The following is a 16,090-nucleotide window of genomic DNA, read 5'->3' as shown; positions in this document are numbered from 1 at the left end:
GTTTAGAAAGCTTTGGGTTAATAGTTTCTTATTGTAAGAATTTTTTATTTAGTTGTCGGATTAGTTCCCGTGGCGACTATTCCTGCCGAACCCGGTGATTACTCCTACATAGAACTTTTAACTATCCACGTAAGGTTTCAGGCGTGTGTCCGGCATGGCGTCGAGCACCGTATTAGAGCCTGGCGTCGCGCCAGGCTCGCTTATTTGATATGAGCCTGGAATAACAATGAAAAAATCAATTTTCCGGAGGAGTGCATTGGCAACGTGCACTTCTTCGCTACTCTTGCTGTCGGGCATGCTGGGTTCTTCCGGCGCTGCGGCCCACGGTTATGTGGAGTTCCCTCCATCGCGCGCTTTTCTCTGTCAGAAGGGAATGAACACCGGTTGTGGTGGTGCTCAATATGAACCGCAAAGTGTTGGCGAAACCTTTCAGGGCTTTCCGGCCGGCGTCGGCGGCGCGGAGGGCCAAGGACCGATCGATGGCAAAATCGCCAGTGGCGGACACGAGTTGTTTTCTGCCGTGGACGTGCAGTCCGCCACACGCTGGCAGCTCACCGACATCAAAGAGCGCACTCAGGATTTCCAGTGGCATTACGAAGCTCCACATCCGGTGGCCAAGCACGAGTATTTCATTACCCGTAATGGCTGGAACCCGAATGAATCGCTGAAACGCAGTTCTTTTGAGAGCACGCCTTTTTGTCAGGTCGCGGGTGACTTCCAGATGCCGGTTCCCGGCACCAAGCACCGTTGCAGCATTCCCGAAGACAAAAACGGCCACCACGTCATCCTCGCCATTTGGAGCGTGGGCGATACCAAGATGGCGTTCCACAGCGTCGCTGACGTCAACATCCTTGCCGAAGCCGTTCTGCCGGGTGGCTGGTCTGCTGTCGGCGCCATCGCTGCATCGACGCCACTGCTGACTGGCGACAAGGTCAAGGCCCGTGCCTTTACCGCTTCCGGTGAAAATCCGTCCTACAGCGTTGAAATTTCGATCGACAATGCGCAAGACGCCGAGGCGCAAAACTGGTCGTTCAAACTCGCCGAGCAGATCAACAAGACACACACCCTGATCCGCGCTGGCGTGCGTGATGAAAACGGCAACATCGAAGCGATCCGCGGCAGCAACACGTTGTACGCGCAAAAAGAAAGCGGCGTCGTCCGCTACGAAGTGCAGTTACTGATGAAAGAGGACGCCGACGCCCGCCTGTCGGTGGCCTCGCAACAAGCGGAATATGTAATCGACAAAGGCAAAACCAAAGTCGACTTCAGCCTGATGTCCAACCGCAAAATGAATGTCGAAGCCAACCTGTTCAACGAGCAGAACAAACTGGTCGGCACCACCACCGCACAAGCAGACAGCGGCGCAACCTGGCTGACCATGGACATCCGCAGCAATCCCGGCCCGCACACTCTGACCCTGGTCGGCACCACGCTGGATGGTCGCACCACCCGTCAGGACACCCAGCCTGTCAACGTCACCGGTGAAGGCGCTGGCGCCGATTATGACTTCCTGTTCCCTGAAGGCCTTAGCGACTACACCGCCGGCACCAAGGTACTGCAGCCGAAAACCAACGAGGTCTTCGAGTGCAAGCCATTCCCGGCTTCTGGCTATTGCAAGCAGTACAAACCTGAGGCGAACGGTTTTGAACCGGGCGTGGGCGAACACTCGCATGCGGCGTGGAACAAGCTCTAAGGCTCCTCCCGTGTAATTACGTCAGACGACCGTCCAGGTCGTCTGATCGCTGGTGGTTTTCAGGGGCGATTCAAATGGCGCTTTCGGTTTATTCCAAGCAACAAATACTGCTGCACTGGGTGTCGGCAGCTGTAATCCTGTGGACGCTGGTCACCGGGTTTTATGTGGCTAACGTCAACGTGGCCAACGACACCAAACAATGGGTGGCCGGGGTCAATGTGTCGCTGACCACGCTGTTCATTCCGGTGTTCTGCTGGCGGCTGGTGGTGTTTATCAGCCATCTGCGACATGAACGCATGTCGCAGTTTTCTTCGGCAAAAATGCTTGCGATGTTTGTCCATCGGCTGATCTATCTGTTGGTGGCCGTGGTGCTGTTGAGCGGGGTGCTGATGATGGATCGGCCGATCCCTGTATTTGGCCTGCTCGAATTCCCCCAGCCGCTGGACGATGTGGCGCTGACTGACGGCTTTTTCGTACTGCACATCTGGGCCTGCACGGTGCTGGCGGTGCTGGTGGCGATGCACATTGGCGCGGTGATTCTGCACGAGCTGCGCGGTTATCGCGTACTGCGGCGCATGTCGTGGCGCTCGCGCGTTCGGCAGGCGTGCGGGCGCATCGGATGAGCCGTCAGTGAGACTTTTATCGCTGTCGGGACTGTGGGCGCTGCCGTTCGCGTGTGCCGCGTTTCTCGCTTGGCAGGAATGGACATTTCGCAGTGCGCAACGTCTGCCGGCACCGGTCGCTGTGCCGCTGCCGGCATCGCCCGCGCTGGCGCCGTTGAACACCGCAGCCGTGGCGACGGTGTTCGGGCTCGCTGCGCCAACCGCACTTCGGCCAAGCGCCGAGTCGTTGACTCTGCAAGCGACTTTCGCCGTCGACAGTGGTTTGTCGAAAGCCCTGATAAGCGTTGCTCAAGGGGCGCGGTTATATCGGGTCGGCGATGACTTGCCGGGCGGCAGCGTGCTGCGTCGGGTCGAGGCGCAACATGTGGTGCTGTGGAACAAGGGCCGGGAGGAATCGTTGCCTCTCGCACCTTCTGCCAGTGCGTTTCTCAAGCGTTTGCCCGCATCCACCGAGGCAGACCCCGCTGGCATTTCTGCCCGTTTTCTACGCCCGCTCGCCGGGCAGTCAGAGTGATCACATTGATGAACAGCTTGATTGGCGCGCAAGCCTTGCGCGCCCTGTTGGTTTGCGCCGTGTTGGTGACGCCGCTCCTCAATCGCCCAGTGCACGCCGGGGAACAGCGCTGGCAGTTGGCGATGAATCAGGCCGAACTGCGCGACATCGTCGAAGAGATCTCGGCGATTCTCGGCACCACCGTGGTGCTCGACCCGCGCGTCTCGGGACGCATTACCGTCATGTCCCGTCAGGCGCTGGATCGCGAAGGCGTACGGCGCTTGTTCTACTCGGTGCTGGACGCGCACAACTTCACGGTGATCGATGAGGGCGACCGCATCCTCATTACCCCGGTGGCAGACGTGAAAACCCGTGCTGGACAGGCTGCCAGTGAGCGCGTCACCCCCGCGCAATTCATTACCCAGGTTATCGAACTCAATACCAGCAGCGCTGCCGATCTCGCCGCGCTGATCCGCCCGTTGGTGTCGGCCAATGGCTACCTTGGCCCATCCGTTTCGGCCAACGCTTTGGTAATCACTGACACCAGCGCCAACGTCAAACGCATTAGCCAGGTGGTGCGCCAACTCGACGGGGGGCAGCAGGATCAGCACACAGTGGTGTCGCTGCGCTTTGCTCAGGCCAGTGATATCGCCACGGTGATCGAGTCCTCATTGGGCAAGCGCAATGCTGACTCGCTCATTCAGGTGCTGGCCGATGTCAGAACCAACCGCTTGATCGTCATCGGCCCGCTCGCCGTGCGCCAGCGCTTGACCGAGCTGATTCGCCAACTCGATGTCCCCGCCACCGCCAGCCTCGATACCGCGCGGGTGATTCGTTTGCGCCATAGCGACGCCAAGCAGTTGGCGCAGGTGCTGGAAAGCATGGGCCAGAATCGCAAGGCGCCGGCGGCCCTCAACGGCAGGGACGCAGCTGCTGCGACGCCGTTCATGCTCAAGGCCGACGAAAGCCAGAATGCGCTGGTGCTGATTGCCGAACCGGCTCAGGTCCGAACCATCGAGAACATCGTCCGCGAGCTGGATCAGCCGCGTGCGCAGGTGCTGATCCACGCCGCTATCGTCGAAATCTCCGGCGATATCGCCGATGCCGTGGGCGTGCAGTGGGGTTTGAACACCGGCGACGCGAAAGGCTTTATCAACTTCCCCGGCACCGACATTCCCATTGTCGGCGGACTGAAGTTCGACGAGAAAAAATCGGCGCCCGACGGTGCGATTCTGCAATTGGGCGGCGACCGTTTCGGCGCGTTGATTTCGGCACTGGCGAGCAACACGCGGAGCAATCTGCTGTCCACGCCGAGCCTGCTGACCCTGGATAATCAGCAAGCGGAAATCATTGTCGGGCAGAACGTGCCGTTCAAGACCGGATCCTACTCTACCAACAGCAGCGGGGCGGATAACCCGTTCACCACGGTCGAACGCAAAGACGTCGGCATCAGCCTGAAAATCAAACCGTACATCAACGAGGGTGCGACCCTGCGTCTGGAAGTCGAGCAGGAAGTCTCGGACATCGCGCCTTCAGTAACAGGCATCGACTCCTCGGATCTGATCACTAACAAGCGCGCCCTGAAAAGCACGATTCTCGTCGACGACGGCGAAATCATCGTCATTGGCGGGCTGATCCGCGACAGCGTGCGCACGCAGAAAAGCGGTGTGCCGTTGCTGCGCGATATTCCGTATCTCGGCGCGCTGTTTCGCTGGAGTCGCGACACCCAGACCAAAAGCAATCTGATGGTGTTCCTGCGCCCGACCATCGTCCGCAGCCGTGAGGATCTCTCGGGCATCAGTCAGCAGCGCTACAACACTTTGCGCGACCTGAGTCAGCCAAAGGCCGGGGAGAGCAACTCGCTATTGCTGCCGGCCGAAGCGCGACAGTTGTTTGAGCCGGCAACGGTGGCGCCATGAGTGCCGCGTTGGCACTCCTGCCATTCGGTTTCGCCCGACGATTTGGCGTGCTGCTGGAAGGCACGGGCACGCAGGCCCGCGTGCTCATGCGAGCCGACACGCCGCTGACGGCGCTGGCCGAAGTGCGCCGCTTGTGCGCTCGCGAACTGCCGATCGAGATACTTGCGCAGGAGTCGTTCGCCGCGCGGCTGGCCGCGACCTATCGCGAAGGACATAGCGCTGCGCAACAGGTCGCGCAAGGGCTGGACGATGAGCTCGATCTGCTCAGCCTCGCCGAACAGGTGCCGCAGACCGCTGACCTGCTGGAGCAACAAGGCGACGCGCCAGTGATCCGCCTGATCAATGCGCTGCTTAGCGAAGCCGTGCGCGCACAGGCCTCGGACGTCCATCTGGAAACCTTCGAACAGTACCTTTCGGTACGCATGCGCGTCGACGGTCAGTTGCGCGAAATGCTCAGGCCAAGACGTGAACTGGCGACGTTGCTGGTGTCGCGGATCAAGGTCATGGCGCGGCTCGACATCGCCGAAAAACGCGTGCCGCAGGACGGCCGGATTGCCTTGCGTCTGGCCGGGCACGAAGTCGATGTGCGCGTCTCGACATTGCCGTCGGCGCACGGCGAACGTGTGGTGCTGCGCTTGCTCGATAAGCAAGCCGGGCGTCTGCAACTGCAACGTCTGGGCATGCCGGACGACACTCTCGCTACCCTGCAAAGCCTGCTCGCCAGGCCGCATGGGATTTTGCTGGTGACCGGGCCGACCGGTTCCGGCAAAACCACCAGTCTCTACGCGGCGTTGAGCAGCCTCAATGATCCGTCGCGCAACATTCTCACGGTCGAGGATCCGATCGAATATCACCTGCCGGGGATCGGCCAGATGCCGGTCAATCCGAAGGTGGAAATGACCTTCGCGCGCGGCTTGCGCGCCATTCTTCGTCAGGATCCGGACGTGGTGATGGTGGGTGAAATCCGTGATCGCGAGACCGCGCAGATTGCCGTGCAAGCCTCGTTGACCGGACATCTGGTGCTGTCGACCTTGCACACCAACAGTGCGGTCGGCGCGGTGACGCGACTGAGCGACATGGGCGTGGATGCGTATTTGTTGGCCTCGTCGCTGGTCGGTGTGCTTGCGCAACGCTTGTTGCGCACGTTGTGCGTGCATTGCAAGGCGCCGTACTTTGCCGACGCTGCGACCTGTCATCGGCTGGGGCTGGATCCCTTATTGGCGGCGCCGCTTTTTCGTGCGCAGGGCTGTGAGCATTGCCAGCACGGTTATCGCGGGCGCATCGGCATCTACGAACTGATCAGCATCACCGATGCGGTTGCCGCGCTGATTCATCAGGGCGCCAGCGAGCGCGAGCTGATTGACGCAACGCGCAAGGAGTCTCGCAGCCTGTTTCAGGCCGGCCGGCAACGTGTGCTCGACGGCGAGACCAGCGTCGATGAGTGGTTGCGCGTGACGCAGGAGGATTAATCGATGCCGACCTTCGATTACCGCGCCGACAATGCTCAGGGCCACCGCTGCCGTGGCAGACTCGAAGCGGAAAACGCCCGGCACGCGCGACAGTTGTTGCGTGAGCGCGGACTGTGGCCGTTGCAACTCAAGGAACTGCGAGGCAATGGCAGCGGCCATGGAGCGTGGCGCGCCGGTCGCTTGAGCGTTGCCGATCTGGCGCTGCTGACCCTGCAATTGTCGACGCTGGTACAGGCCGGTTTGCCGCTGGAAGAAGCGCTGGAAGTGGTCGCCCGCCAGACCGCCAAGCGGCGCGTTGCCGGTTTACTGTGGGCAGTGCGCGGGCGGGTCATGGAAGGGCACGCGCTGGCCGTCGCGTTAAGCCGGTTTCCTGCGGCGTTTCCCGAGTTGTTCCGCGCCACGGTGGCGGCGGGTGAGCGCTCTGGCCATCTCGGTCATGTGCTGGAGCAACTGGCTGTTTACACCCAGGCGCGCCAGGCATCGCGACAAAAGATTCAGATGGCGCTGATCTATCCCTCGATTCTGATGTTCGCCAGCGTGGCCATCGTCGGTTTTCTGCTCGGCTACGTGGTGCCGGACGTGGTGAAAATTTTCGTCGACAGCGGTCAGCCGTTGCCCTGGTTGACCCGCGCACTGATCAGCCTCAGCGACGGTGTGCGCCAGTTTGGTCTGGTATTTCTCGGCGGCAGCCTGGCGCTGTTCAGTGGCTGGCGCTGGAGTTTGCGTCAGCCGCTCTGGCGGCTGCGCTGGCATGCGCTGGCGTTAAATATTCCGCTGCTCGGCACGTTGCTGCGCGCCATGGAAGCGGCGCGATTCGCCAGCACGTTGGCGATCCTCGGCAAGAGCGCCGTGCCCTTGGTCGATGCGCTGGAAATCGCCGCCGCCGTGATCGGCAATCAGACCATTCGCGGGCGTATGAGCGAGGTCGCCCGCTCGGTGCGCGAAGGCTCGACGCTGACCCGCAGCCTGGAACGCAGCGGCGATATCCCGCCGATGATGCTGCACATGATTGCCAGCGGTGAACGCGCCGGCGAGCTCGACGCCATGCTCGCCCGCGCCGCCGAACAACAGGAGGCGAGCCTCGCTGCGCGCATCGCGCTGATGGTGAGTCTGTTCGAGCCGGCGATGTTGCTGGTGATGGGCGCGGTGGTGCTGCTGATCGTCCTCGCCATCCTCCTTCCGATCCTCAGTCTCAACCAATTGGTGAATTGATCCATGGCTCTTTTGCACAGAAAAACATCGGCCGCGCAGCGCGGTTTCACCCTGATCGAAATCATGGTCGTGGTGGTGATCATCGGCATCCTTGGCGCAATTGTCGTGCCGCAATTCATGAGCCGGCCGGATCAGGCGAAAACCACGGCGGCGAAGATCGATATTCAAGCAATCGCCACGGCGCTGGAGATGTATCGCCTCGACAACGCGCGATATCCCACGACGCAGCAGGGCCTCGAAGCGTTGGTCAAGCGCCCCTCCGGGACACCGGCGGCACGTAACTGGAACCCTGCCGGTTATCTGAAAAGTCTGGCGCGCGATCCCTGGGGTACGCCGTACCAGTACCTCAACCCCGGTACGCGTGCGGCGGGTGGCGGTTACGACTTGTATTCGCTGGGCTCCGATGGCGTCAGTGGCGGTGAAGGCCACGCCGCCGATATCGGCAACTGGGCCATCGATTGATGCGCCAGCGCTGCCGGGGTTTCACCTTGCTGGAATTGATGGTGGTCATGGTGCTGATCGGCGTGTTGCTGGGTATGGTCGGCCTGGTGGGCGGGACCAATCCGGCGCAAGTGGCGCGGCAGGAGGCGAGCCGGCTGGCTCGGCTGATCGAGCAATTTCGCGAGCGGGCAGTGCTGGAAGGACGGGAGTTTGGTGTGGGTTTTAGTCTGGAAGGTTATCGCGTTCTCCAGCTCGGCGAGAAAGGCTGGCAGCCGTTGCTGCCCTTGCAAGCATGGCCGCCGGAACTGCAGCCGCGACTTACCGTGGAGGGCCTGCCGGTGCGCTTGGCGAACAGTGCGCAGCTGCCGCAATTGTTGATTCTCAGCAGTGATGAAATCAGCGCATTTACCATGTTTCTAGTAACTCGTGAGCGAGTTTGGGCGAATTTGTCTTCGGACGGTTTGAGTGAGATCTCACTCGATGAGTGACCGACCGACGATCACTCGCATGCGAGGTTTCACGCTGCTGGAAGTCATGGTCGCGCTCACGATTTTCGCCGTACTCGCAGCGGCGATATTGTCGGCGAGCCGTTACGTGGTGCAGCAGAGCGGCGCCGCTGAGCAACGGCTTTTCGCCGCGTGGCTTGCGGATAATCATCTAAATGAGTTGCGCCTGAAAAACGACTGGGTCGCCGGACAACAGCAGCAGATTGTGCACATGGATCGCCGCGACTGGCGCCTTCGATCATATCTGCGCGTGGGCGAAATGCCGGGGCTGTTCACGGTGGAGCTGGAAGTCAGTCTCGGCGACAGCGATCAACTGTTGTATCGCACGTCTGCGCGGTTGCAGGGCCGCCATGAATAACCAGCGCGGATTCACCTTGTTGGAACTGGTGATCGCAATGGCGATTTTCGCTCTGCTCGGTCTCGCCAGCTGGCGCCTGTTCGACAGCGTGGTGCGCGTGCAACACGCGACGGCGAGCCATGAGCGCGGCTTCAGAAGTTTGCAACGGGCAGTCGCGGTGATCGAGCGCGATCTGCTGCACATCACCGAACAGCCTATCGTCTTGAGTGCCGGGCAACTGAGTGTGCAACGCAGCAACTGGCGCAATCCACTGGATCAACCACGCAGCGAACGCCAGGAGCTGACATATCGCCTGCTCGACAGTGTGCTGTGGCGAGAGAGCCGCGCCGAAGGATCGCTGACCGTACAGCGGCAGAAGTTGCTGGAGGAGGTTGTCGATCTGCGCTGGCGGTTGCTGGGTGGTTCTGCGGGCACACCTTTGACGCTGGAGTTTCTGGTCTCGACCCGACGCTATGACGGCATTCGCCGGGTACTTTTGCTGCCGGGAGCATTGCCATGAAACACCGGCAACAAGGGCTGGCGTTGATCAGCGTGATGCTGGTGCTGAGTCTCGCCTTGCTGATCACCAGTGGCATGTTGCGTAGCCACCGAATGTCGTTGCAGAGCAGCGCGCAACAGCTGCAAACCCTGCACTTGCGTCAGTGGGCGGTGGAGGGAGAGCTCTGGGCGCTGCGGCGTTTGCACAAGGCTGTTGTGGATCAGCAAAACCATGCCGAGATGCTCCTGGACTGGCCCCAAGACATTCCTGAACTGGGCCGCGAAGACACGCAAGTCGAGGTGCACATCGAAGACCTGTCGGCGCGTTTCAATCTCAACGCATTGCTGCATCAGGGGCAGATTGATGCGGTGACGCTGGAGCGCTGGGCGCGGTTGCTCGAATTGCTGGAGCTGCCTGCGCTGCAGCCGAGCCAGGTCGGCCAGTTATCCGAGGTGAGCCAATTACGTTTGCTGCCAGGTTTCGACGCACCAATGCTGCGGCGTCTGGAACCGTGGGTGGCGCTGCTGCCCACGGATGCGACGCTGAATGTCAACACGGCACCGGCGTTGTTGCTGCGTGTGCTCGAGCTGGAACCGGATGTGGCTGACGCTCTTGTTCGCCAACGTTCGACGACCTCCTGGCACAGCGTTCAGGCGTTTAGCGCCGACCCTTTGATCGCCGATACCGGAATCAATACACATGGGCTCGGCGTCGACAGTCGCTGGCATCGCATCACCGTACGCGTGGTGCAAGAACAGCAGGTGCTGACGCTGAACACTGACGTCGAATTCGTCACGAAAACCGCCCGATTGAAAGTCGTGCAACGCCGTTTGCTTCCTTCCCGCGGCATCGAGATAACGCAATGAAAAACTGGCTTTACCTGACCGCCGAAGGGCTTGCGCACCTGTCGTCCGACTGGCCTTGTTGCCTGTGGTCGCACGCCGGCGAACAACAAACGATGCCGCTGCACCAAGCGGTACAAGTGCTGCACGGGAAAAAAATCGACCTGTTGCTGCCCATCGAATCTTGCAGCTGGCTGCGCAGCGAACCCTGGCCCGGGCGACGTGCGCCGACCGCGCAGGCGCTTGCGTTTGCCGTCGAAGAGCAGCTTGGCGAAGTGCTCGACAATGTGCATTTGAGCATGGGTCAAGCGGATGGCGAGCGACGTTACCCGTTGATGGTCATCGCTCGCGAGCGCTTGGCGGCCGTTTTGTCGTTGCTCGCCGAAAGTGGTCTGCAAGTGCGCTCGGTGTTCGTCGATGCCGATTTGTTGCCAATGAATCAGCCTGCTGGTGTCCGCTGGTTCGGGCGCTGGTTGCTGGGCGGGGCGTTACCGGCCCGACTTGCAGTGACAGAGGAGGGATTGCTGGCGTTGAAAGGTGTGTTGCCCGAGAGCATGGTTTGGGTCGATGAGCCGGATGATCGGTTATTGCTGGCGGAAGGTTTTCGACAAGCGATCAATCTGCGGCATGGCGAATTCGCCTTGCGGCACTCGCCGCTGCCGTGGCGTGCGTTCTCGGCAGTATTGCTGATCCTGTTGTTGCTGGGTGTGGGCGCCAGCGAAACGCGGTTCCGTTTTCTTGACGACGAAACCCGGCGACTCGCCGAGCACAATGAGCTGCGCTTTCAAACGCTGTATCCCCAGCACGCGCAAACCCTCGATCTGACCGCACAGATGCAGGCGATTCAAAGTGTGCCAGCGCAGTCCCGTGACACCCGGGTTGCGGCGCTGGTCAGGTTGATCGAACAGGTGATTGGCGCCAGTCAGGTGGAGGTCAGGCGCATCGAGTTTGGCGAGGGCGATGGTTGGAGAGTCCAACTGACGGCCAACGGTTTCGCCGAGCTTGAGCAGTTGCGTGAGCGCGGGCGTCAGCAAGGTCTGGCGATCAAGATTGATGGCGCCAGCAAGATCGGCGATCGGGTGACGGCGACACTGACGTGTGAGGCTGGCGTATGAGGTCTGTGATGTTCCTTGAACGATGGCGACGGCTGTCAGGTCGTGAGCGCAACCTGATACTTTTTCTGGCGACGGGTTGCCTTGGCGGCGCAATGTTACTGTGGCTCTGGCAACCGAGCGTGCAACGGCTGGAAGCGGCCGAGCGCCTATATCGTCAGCAACAGACTTTTGCGATTCAACTGAATCGCGCTCAGCCACCGAGCGGTGCCGTGTTCGATGCGAGTCAGCCATTGTCATTACGGATCAGCGATAGCCTCGCCACGGCGGGGCTTGACGTTCAGCAAATGGATACCGACGACGAGCAGATTCGCCTGACCCTCACTGGCCCGCCCGAGCCTTTGCTACTCTGGCTGGACAGGCTTGAGCGTGGCGGTGTGGTATTGCACTCGCTGACGCTTGAGCCGCGCGACAATCTGCTGGAGGCGCGGTTGCTGCTCAGATAGTCGTGCCGGTCAGGGGTGGCAGCTTCGCCAGTTTCAGTGCGACCAGCAGCGCGATCAGCAACAACGCGCCGATGAACAAACCGATGCCGTTCCAGCCGCCAAGGTGCCAGAAGACCCCACCCGCCGTCCCGGCGATGCTCGAACCGGCGTAATAGCTGAACAGATACAGCGAGGACGCCTGTCCCTTGGCCTTCAACGCCCGCCGACCGATCCAACTGCTCGCCACCGAATGTGCACCAAAGAAGCCGAAGGTGAAAATCAGCATGCCGACGATGACCAGCAACAGCGGTGTAAACATCGTCAGTGCCAGACCGACGAACATCAGCGCAATGGTCGCCCACAACACCTTGCGCCGCCCCAGTTTGTCCGCCAGTGAGCCGATCTTCGCCGAGCTGTAGATGCCCGACAGGTACACCACCGAGAGCAAACCGACGAACACCTGATCGAGGTTGTACGGCGCGGCCAACAGGCGATAGCCGATGTAGTTGAACAGCGTGACAAACGCACCCATCAACACGAACGCTTCAAGAAACAGCAGCGGCAACCCGGCATCGCGAAAGTGCATGGTGAAGCCGTCGAGCAGGCTGCGCGGGTGCAGCGAGCGCGAGCGGAAGTTGCGCGACTCGGGCAGGATCTTCCAGAACACCGCCGCTGCAATCAACGCCAGACCGCCGATCACCAGCATCGCCGTATGCCAGCTGACAAAGTCGATCAGCACCCCGGTGATCAAACGACCGCTCATCCCGCCAATCGCGTTGCCGCCAATGTACAAACCCATCGCCAGGCCAATGTGCTGCGGGTGAATTTCTTCGCTCAGGTAAGTCATCGCTACCGCCGCAAGACCGCTCAACGACAGCCCGATCAGCGCGCGCATGATCAACACGCCTTCCCAACTCGGCATCATTGCGCTGGCCATGGTGCACAGGGCTGCGGCGAACAGCGCGGTGACCATCACCGGTTTGCGCCCGACCCGATCGGAAATCGGCCCGGTGATCAGCAGGCCGATGGCGAGCATGCCGGTGGCCACCGAGAGGATCAGGCTGCTCTGCGCCGCATTGATCCCGTACTCGTGGGACAGCAGCGGCATCATTGGCTGCACGCAGTACAGCAGCGCAAAAGTCGCAAATCCGCCACTGAACAGCGCCAGCACCGTGCGCATGAACATCGGCGTGCCTTTTTCGATGTAGATCTCTTGCAGTTCAGCGACGACATCGTCGGCCGCTGCAGGCGGGACTTCATGGGCAAGGGGCGCGACAGCTGTTTTCACTTCAGACCTCGGAGGGCACGGCCAGGCAGGCAATGAAAAAATCATATAGCTGGCTAATGTTTCTATCCAATATATTGTTCGACCTGTTTGATAGCTTTAACGACCTAATGGGGTTTCCATGGAATTGCGTCATCTGCGCTACTTCATCGCTGTTGCCGAAGAATTGCACTTTGGCCGCGCCGCCCAGGTGCTGGGGATTTCTCAGCCGCCGCTGAGCCAGCAGATTCAGGCGCTGGAGCAAGAGGTGGGCGCACGGCTGTTCGAGCGCACCAATCGTCGGGTCGAGTTGAGTGAGGCCGGGCGGTTGTTTCTGGAAGAGGCGCGGCTGGTGCTGGCACAGGTCGACAAAGCGGCGGACGTCGCCCGGCGTGCGCAACTCGGTGAGCTCGGGGAATTGAAGATTGGCTTCACCTCATCGGCGCCGTTCAACTCGACCATTCCGCAGGCGATTTTCTCTTTCCGTCAGCGCTTTCCGGCGGTGCACCTGAACTTGCGTGAGATGAGCAGCACCCAAGTGGCCGAGTCACTGGTGGACGAATCAATCGAGGTCGGCATCATGCGTCCGCTGGGTTTGCCGGATTCCTTGAGTGTGGTCGAGTTGATGCGCGAACCTTTGGTGGCGGTACTGAGCGCCAAGCATCCGTTGGCTCAAGGCAGCGAGGATGGCCTGTTTCTTTCGGCGCTGGCGCTGGAGCCGTTTGTGTTCTTCCCGCGCAGTTACGGCAGCGGCCTCTATGCGCAACTGCTCAGCCTGGCCCGCGATGCCGGGTTCAGCCCCCACTTTGCCCAGGAAGCGGGGGAAGCGATGACGATCATTGGTTTGGTGGCGGCGGGGCTGGGCGTTTCGGTGCTACCGGCGTCCTATCAACGCATGCGCATCGACGGTGTGGTGTATCGGCCGCTGCTCGATCCGGAGGCGATTTCAGCGGTGTGGCTGGTGCAGCGCAAGGATCAGAAATCGCCGATGGCCAAGGCGTTTGTCGAACTGCTCACGCGCAAGGTCGAACAAGCCTGACGGCTGCGCCGCCAATCGCTGCGATGCGGCGACCCGACAAGCCAGCTCCCACATGATTGTGGATGGACACAGAGGATGTGAACACAAACGAAACCTGTGGGAGCTGGCTTGCCAGCGATGACGTCCGTCCAATCACCACAACGCTCAGGGCAACCGCACCAGATCCCCCTTCAACGCCACCCGAGTCACAAAAATCCCCGCCCGACACTCGTAAGTATTCAAATCCTTGCGCACATGCCGGTCGTAATAACTGACGATATTGACCACCGCATTCGCCCCGACCCGCTTGGCCTCGGCTTGCAACTTGATCAGGTTCGATTGCAACACCCACTCGCAGGAATCGTGATCACTCTTGTTGAAACCATTGGTCTTCAGGTCGCTGATCACATCGCGCTGCAACAACCGCTGAGTACCCTGCGGCCCATTCCCGGCCAGATAAAACTTCACACTGCCATCCAGCCGCCCGGCGCGAATAGCGTCCGACAGCACGGTTTCGAAGGGCATGTACATCAGATTGGTGGCATGGCTGGCGCTGGGCAGCAGACTGAAGAGCGTGGCGGCGATCAGGGCTTTCACTTGCATGGTCATCTCCTTGACGGTGAAAGAGAGCAGCGAGTGCTCGACTGATGATGGCTCGCCGTTCTGGCAGGCGTTAAGGGGAGTGGCCTGCTTGAGCGAGTGTAGATGTTGCTGGTGAAGGTGTTCGGTGTGAGTGATTTGCAGCCATACATTTCGAGTTGCGGAACTGCCGTTGGGGAAATTGCTGCTGTCGGGCAGGATCAGTTTTTTCTTGAATGAGTGTCACGGATGCCACTTCGATACCAGCCTAGGGAGGGCAGCGTTCTGATTTGCGATTTCAGGGGTCATGAAGTACCTGAGATGGTGAAAGTCAGGCCTGTCGTTGTAATGCGCAAGCACCGAACGAATAGCTTGCTGGTGACGGTGGTGCCGCTGAGTACCACTGCTCCGGAGCGCTTGCTCGACCATCATCTTGAACTCGCAAGCCACCTTCACGGAGCCAGTCCAACCTGTTGGGCAAAGTGCGGTATGGTTGCGACAGTCAGCCTTTCGCGACTTGATCGAATCAAAAGTCGGGATCGTCAAGGCAAGCGCGTTTACCTGATCTCACATCTTGCAACAGACGAGTTCTACGCCATCAAAACCGCAGTCAGACGGGCGTTGGGACTGTAATGGCAGATGCAGTGGCGCATTGAGGCCAAATGCCAGCCGTTGTCCCTGCCTGTTTTTCGGGCAATACTGCCAGCGTTCCCGAAAGGGGCTTGTGAGACTCTGAGGATCCTGGACAACCAGCCGTCGCAGAGCCAGACAGGTAACTGGCGATGACAAGCCAACCTGTTTGTGAAAGGGCGCCGAAAGGCGCCCTTTGTCGTTTCTACAGCTCAATCAATCAACGTGGGCGAGGTCACCACGCAACGCCACGCTCGACACCACCAGCCCCGCACGGCACTGGAATTTTTCGGTGTCTTTGTACAGGTCGCGCTGGTCGACGCTGGCGATGTTGATCACGGCGTTGGCGTCGGCTTTTTTCGCGGCGTTCTGCAGGGTTGCGAGGGCCGATTGCAGGGCCCAGAAGCAGGCGTCTTCGTCGGATTTGTTCGAACCGTTGGTTTTGCGGCTGCTGCTGACGGTGTCGAGTTTGCGCACTTGTTTCGGCAGGGTTTCGCCGGCCAGGTAGAACTTCACGCTGCCGTCGAGCAGGCCGGCGTCGGTGGCGCGTTTGACGCCTTCGCGAAAGCTCAGGTAAGTCGGTTCTTCCGCACCCTGTTTGATGATGCCCAGATTGTTCACCGCTTCGATGTCCGGGTTGATCGACAGTTCTTTGAGCACGTTGTCACGCAGGCGGTTGACCCAGCGGTTGTAGTTGCCGTGAATCTTGCCGTCCTTGGCGTCGAGGCCGTAGCTGCTGCGGTAGTCGATTTCGAACGAGGTCGGGGTGAACGGGATATCGACTTCGGCGTGGTGGCGGCCACGTACGGTGATCGCGGCTTTGATCATGCCCGGGCGTACCGACTGCACGACCCATTGGCGGTCGTTCAGCGCGGTGACGATGGCGCGGCTCATCTGTGACTGGGTGAAGCCGAGGTCTGGCGAAAACTCTTCCTTGGCGTTGTACACCGGTTTGCTGGTGCAACCGCCGAGGACGAAGGCCAGGGCCAACAGGGCGGCGATGCGGTGAAACTGAGTCATTCCCTTCA

At 60.4% G+C, this 16,090-nt stretch carries 19 protein-coding genes; 15 read left to right on the top strand and 4 right to left on the bottom strand.

The features are described from left to right. Positions 1-117: 117 nt before the first annotated feature. Positions 118-297: a hypothetical protein gene (locus AC3WMT_RS12115; protein WP_177431434.1), complete on the bottom strand. Its 180-nt coding sequence runs from the start codon at positions 295-297 to the stop codon at positions 118-120. Between AC3WMT_RS12115 and gbpA the strand changes: the two genes are divergently transcribed. The 13 genes from gbpA (at position 227) to AC3WMT_RS12050 (ending at position 11,592) form a co-directional block, all read left to right on the top strand. Continuing rightward, the gene (gbpA, locus tag AC3WMT_RS12110; protein ID WP_103305444.1) at positions 227-1,693 is read left to right on the top strand and encodes an N-acetylglucosamine-binding protein GbpA; all 1,467 of its coding nucleotides are present in this window, start codon (positions 227-229) and stop codon (positions 1,691-1,693) included. The genes AC3WMT_RS12115 and gbpA overlap by 71 nt on opposite strands. Positions 1,694-1,767: 74 nt before the next feature. Further along, entirely contained in the window at positions 1,768-2,316 is a 549-nt protein-coding gene (locus AC3WMT_RS12105; protein ID WP_103305443.1) for a cytochrome b, read from the top strand. Between the two features lie 7 nt (positions 2,317-2,323). Beyond that, positions 2,324-2,830, top strand: a complete 507-nt coding sequence (locus AC3WMT_RS12100; RefSeq protein WP_256583568.1) for a type II secretion system protein N — start codon at positions 2,324-2,326, stop codon at positions 2,828-2,830. Between the two features lie 8 nt (positions 2,831-2,838). Next, positions 2,839-4,728, top strand: a complete 1,890-nt coding sequence (gene gspD, locus AC3WMT_RS12095) for a type II secretion system secretin GspD (RefSeq protein WP_103305442.1) — start codon at positions 2,839-2,841, stop codon at positions 4,726-4,728. After that, the gene (gene gspE / locus AC3WMT_RS12090; RefSeq protein WP_103305441.1) at positions 4,725-6,197 is read left to right on the top strand and encodes a type II secretion system ATPase GspE; all 1,473 of its coding nucleotides are present in this window, start codon (positions 4,725-4,727) and stop codon (positions 6,195-6,197) included. Before gspD ends, gspE begins: the two co-directional genes overlap by 4 nt. Positions 6,198-6,200: 3 nt before the next feature. Beyond that, the gene (gene gspF, locus AC3WMT_RS12085; RefSeq protein ID WP_103305440.1) at positions 6,201-7,409 is read left to right on the top strand and encodes a type II secretion system inner membrane protein GspF; all 1,209 of its coding nucleotides are present in this window, start codon (positions 6,201-6,203) and stop codon (positions 7,407-7,409) included. A 3-nt stretch (positions 7,410-7,412) separates the two neighbouring features. After that, positions 7,413-7,871, top strand: coding sequence for a type II secretion system major pseudopilin GspG (gene gspG / locus AC3WMT_RS12080; protein WP_103305439.1), 459 nt, complete (start codon positions 7,413-7,415; stop codon positions 7,869-7,871). Then, positions 7,871-8,338 carry a type II secretion system minor pseudopilin GspH gene (gspH, locus tag AC3WMT_RS12075; protein WP_103305438.1) on the top strand — a complete coding sequence of 156 codons (468 nt, stop codon included), beginning with the start codon at positions 7,871-7,873 and terminating at the stop codon, positions 8,336-8,338. The genes gspG and gspH overlap by 1 nt, the downstream gene beginning before the upstream one ends. A gap of 19 nt (positions 8,339-8,357) precedes the next feature. After that, positions 8,358-8,714, top strand: a complete 357-nt coding sequence (gene gspI / locus AC3WMT_RS12070) for a type II secretion system minor pseudopilin GspI (RefSeq protein ID WP_371919319.1) — start codon at positions 8,358-8,360, stop codon at positions 8,712-8,714. Next, the gene (locus tag AC3WMT_RS12065; protein WP_103305436.1) at positions 8,707-9,213 is read left to right on the top strand and encodes a type II secretion system protein GspJ; all 507 of its coding nucleotides are present in this window, start codon (positions 8,707-8,709) and stop codon (positions 9,211-9,213) included. The genes gspI and AC3WMT_RS12065 overlap by 8 nt, the downstream gene beginning before the upstream one ends. Next, entirely contained in the window at positions 9,210-10,058 is an 849-nt protein-coding gene (locus tag AC3WMT_RS12060) for a type II secretion system minor pseudopilin (RefSeq protein WP_103305435.1), read from the top strand. Before AC3WMT_RS12065 ends, AC3WMT_RS12060 begins: the two co-directional genes overlap by 4 nt. Then, positions 10,055-11,149: a type II secretion system protein GspL gene (gene gspL / locus AC3WMT_RS12055; protein WP_103305434.1), complete on the top strand. Its 1,095-nt coding sequence runs from the start codon at positions 10,055-10,057 to the stop codon at positions 11,147-11,149. The genes AC3WMT_RS12060 and gspL overlap by 4 nt, the downstream gene beginning before the upstream one ends. Positions 11,150-11,157: 8 nt before the next feature. Further along, positions 11,158-11,592, top strand: a complete 435-nt coding sequence (locus AC3WMT_RS12050; protein WP_256583566.1) for a type II secretion system protein M — start codon at positions 11,158-11,160, stop codon at positions 11,590-11,592. On the opposite strand, the gene AC3WMT_RS12045 is transcribed toward AC3WMT_RS12050, so the two are convergent. Then, a complete protein-coding gene (locus AC3WMT_RS12045; RefSeq protein WP_103305432.1) occupies positions 11,585-12,859 on the bottom strand; it encodes an MFS transporter in 1,275 nt (424 codons plus the stop codon). The two genes, AC3WMT_RS12050 and AC3WMT_RS12045, sit on opposite strands and share 8 nt — an antisense overlap. 118 nt (positions 12,860-12,977) lie before the next feature. Here AC3WMT_RS12045 and AC3WMT_RS12040 point away from each other — a divergent pair, with 118 nt between their 5' ends. After that, positions 12,978-13,874 carry a LysR family transcriptional regulator gene (locus AC3WMT_RS12040; RefSeq protein ID WP_103305431.1) on the top strand — a complete coding sequence of 299 codons (897 nt, stop codon included), beginning with the start codon at positions 12,978-12,980 and terminating at the stop codon, positions 13,872-13,874. Between the two features lie 144 nt (positions 13,875-14,018). On the opposite strand, the gene AC3WMT_RS12035 is transcribed toward AC3WMT_RS12040, so the two are convergent. Next, a complete protein-coding gene (locus tag AC3WMT_RS12035) occupies positions 14,019-14,456 on the bottom strand; it encodes an excinuclease (RefSeq protein WP_103305430.1) in 438 nt (145 codons plus the stop codon). A 225-nt stretch (positions 14,457-14,681) separates the two neighbouring features. Here AC3WMT_RS12035 and AC3WMT_RS12030 point away from each other — a divergent pair, with 225 nt between their 5' ends. After that, the gene (locus AC3WMT_RS12030; RefSeq protein WP_103305429.1) at positions 14,682-15,065 is read left to right on the top strand and encodes a type II toxin-antitoxin system PemK/MazF family toxin; all 384 of its coding nucleotides are present in this window, start codon (positions 14,682-14,684) and stop codon (positions 15,063-15,065) included. A gap of 213 nt (positions 15,066-15,278) precedes the next feature. Here the strand turns inward: AC3WMT_RS12030 and AC3WMT_RS12025 are convergent, their stop codons facing one another. Then, the gene (locus AC3WMT_RS12025) at positions 15,279-16,082 is read right to left on the bottom strand and encodes a hypothetical protein (RefSeq protein ID WP_103305428.1); all 804 of its coding nucleotides are present in this window, start codon (positions 16,080-16,082) and stop codon (positions 15,279-15,281) included. Between the last annotated feature and the right edge of the window lie 8 nt (positions 16,083-16,090).

This window comes from Pseudomonas sp. FW305-7, assembly GCF_058786735.1.
Note: the sequence above shows the minus strand (reverse complement) of the source record. Positions and strands in the feature narration are given on the sequence as shown.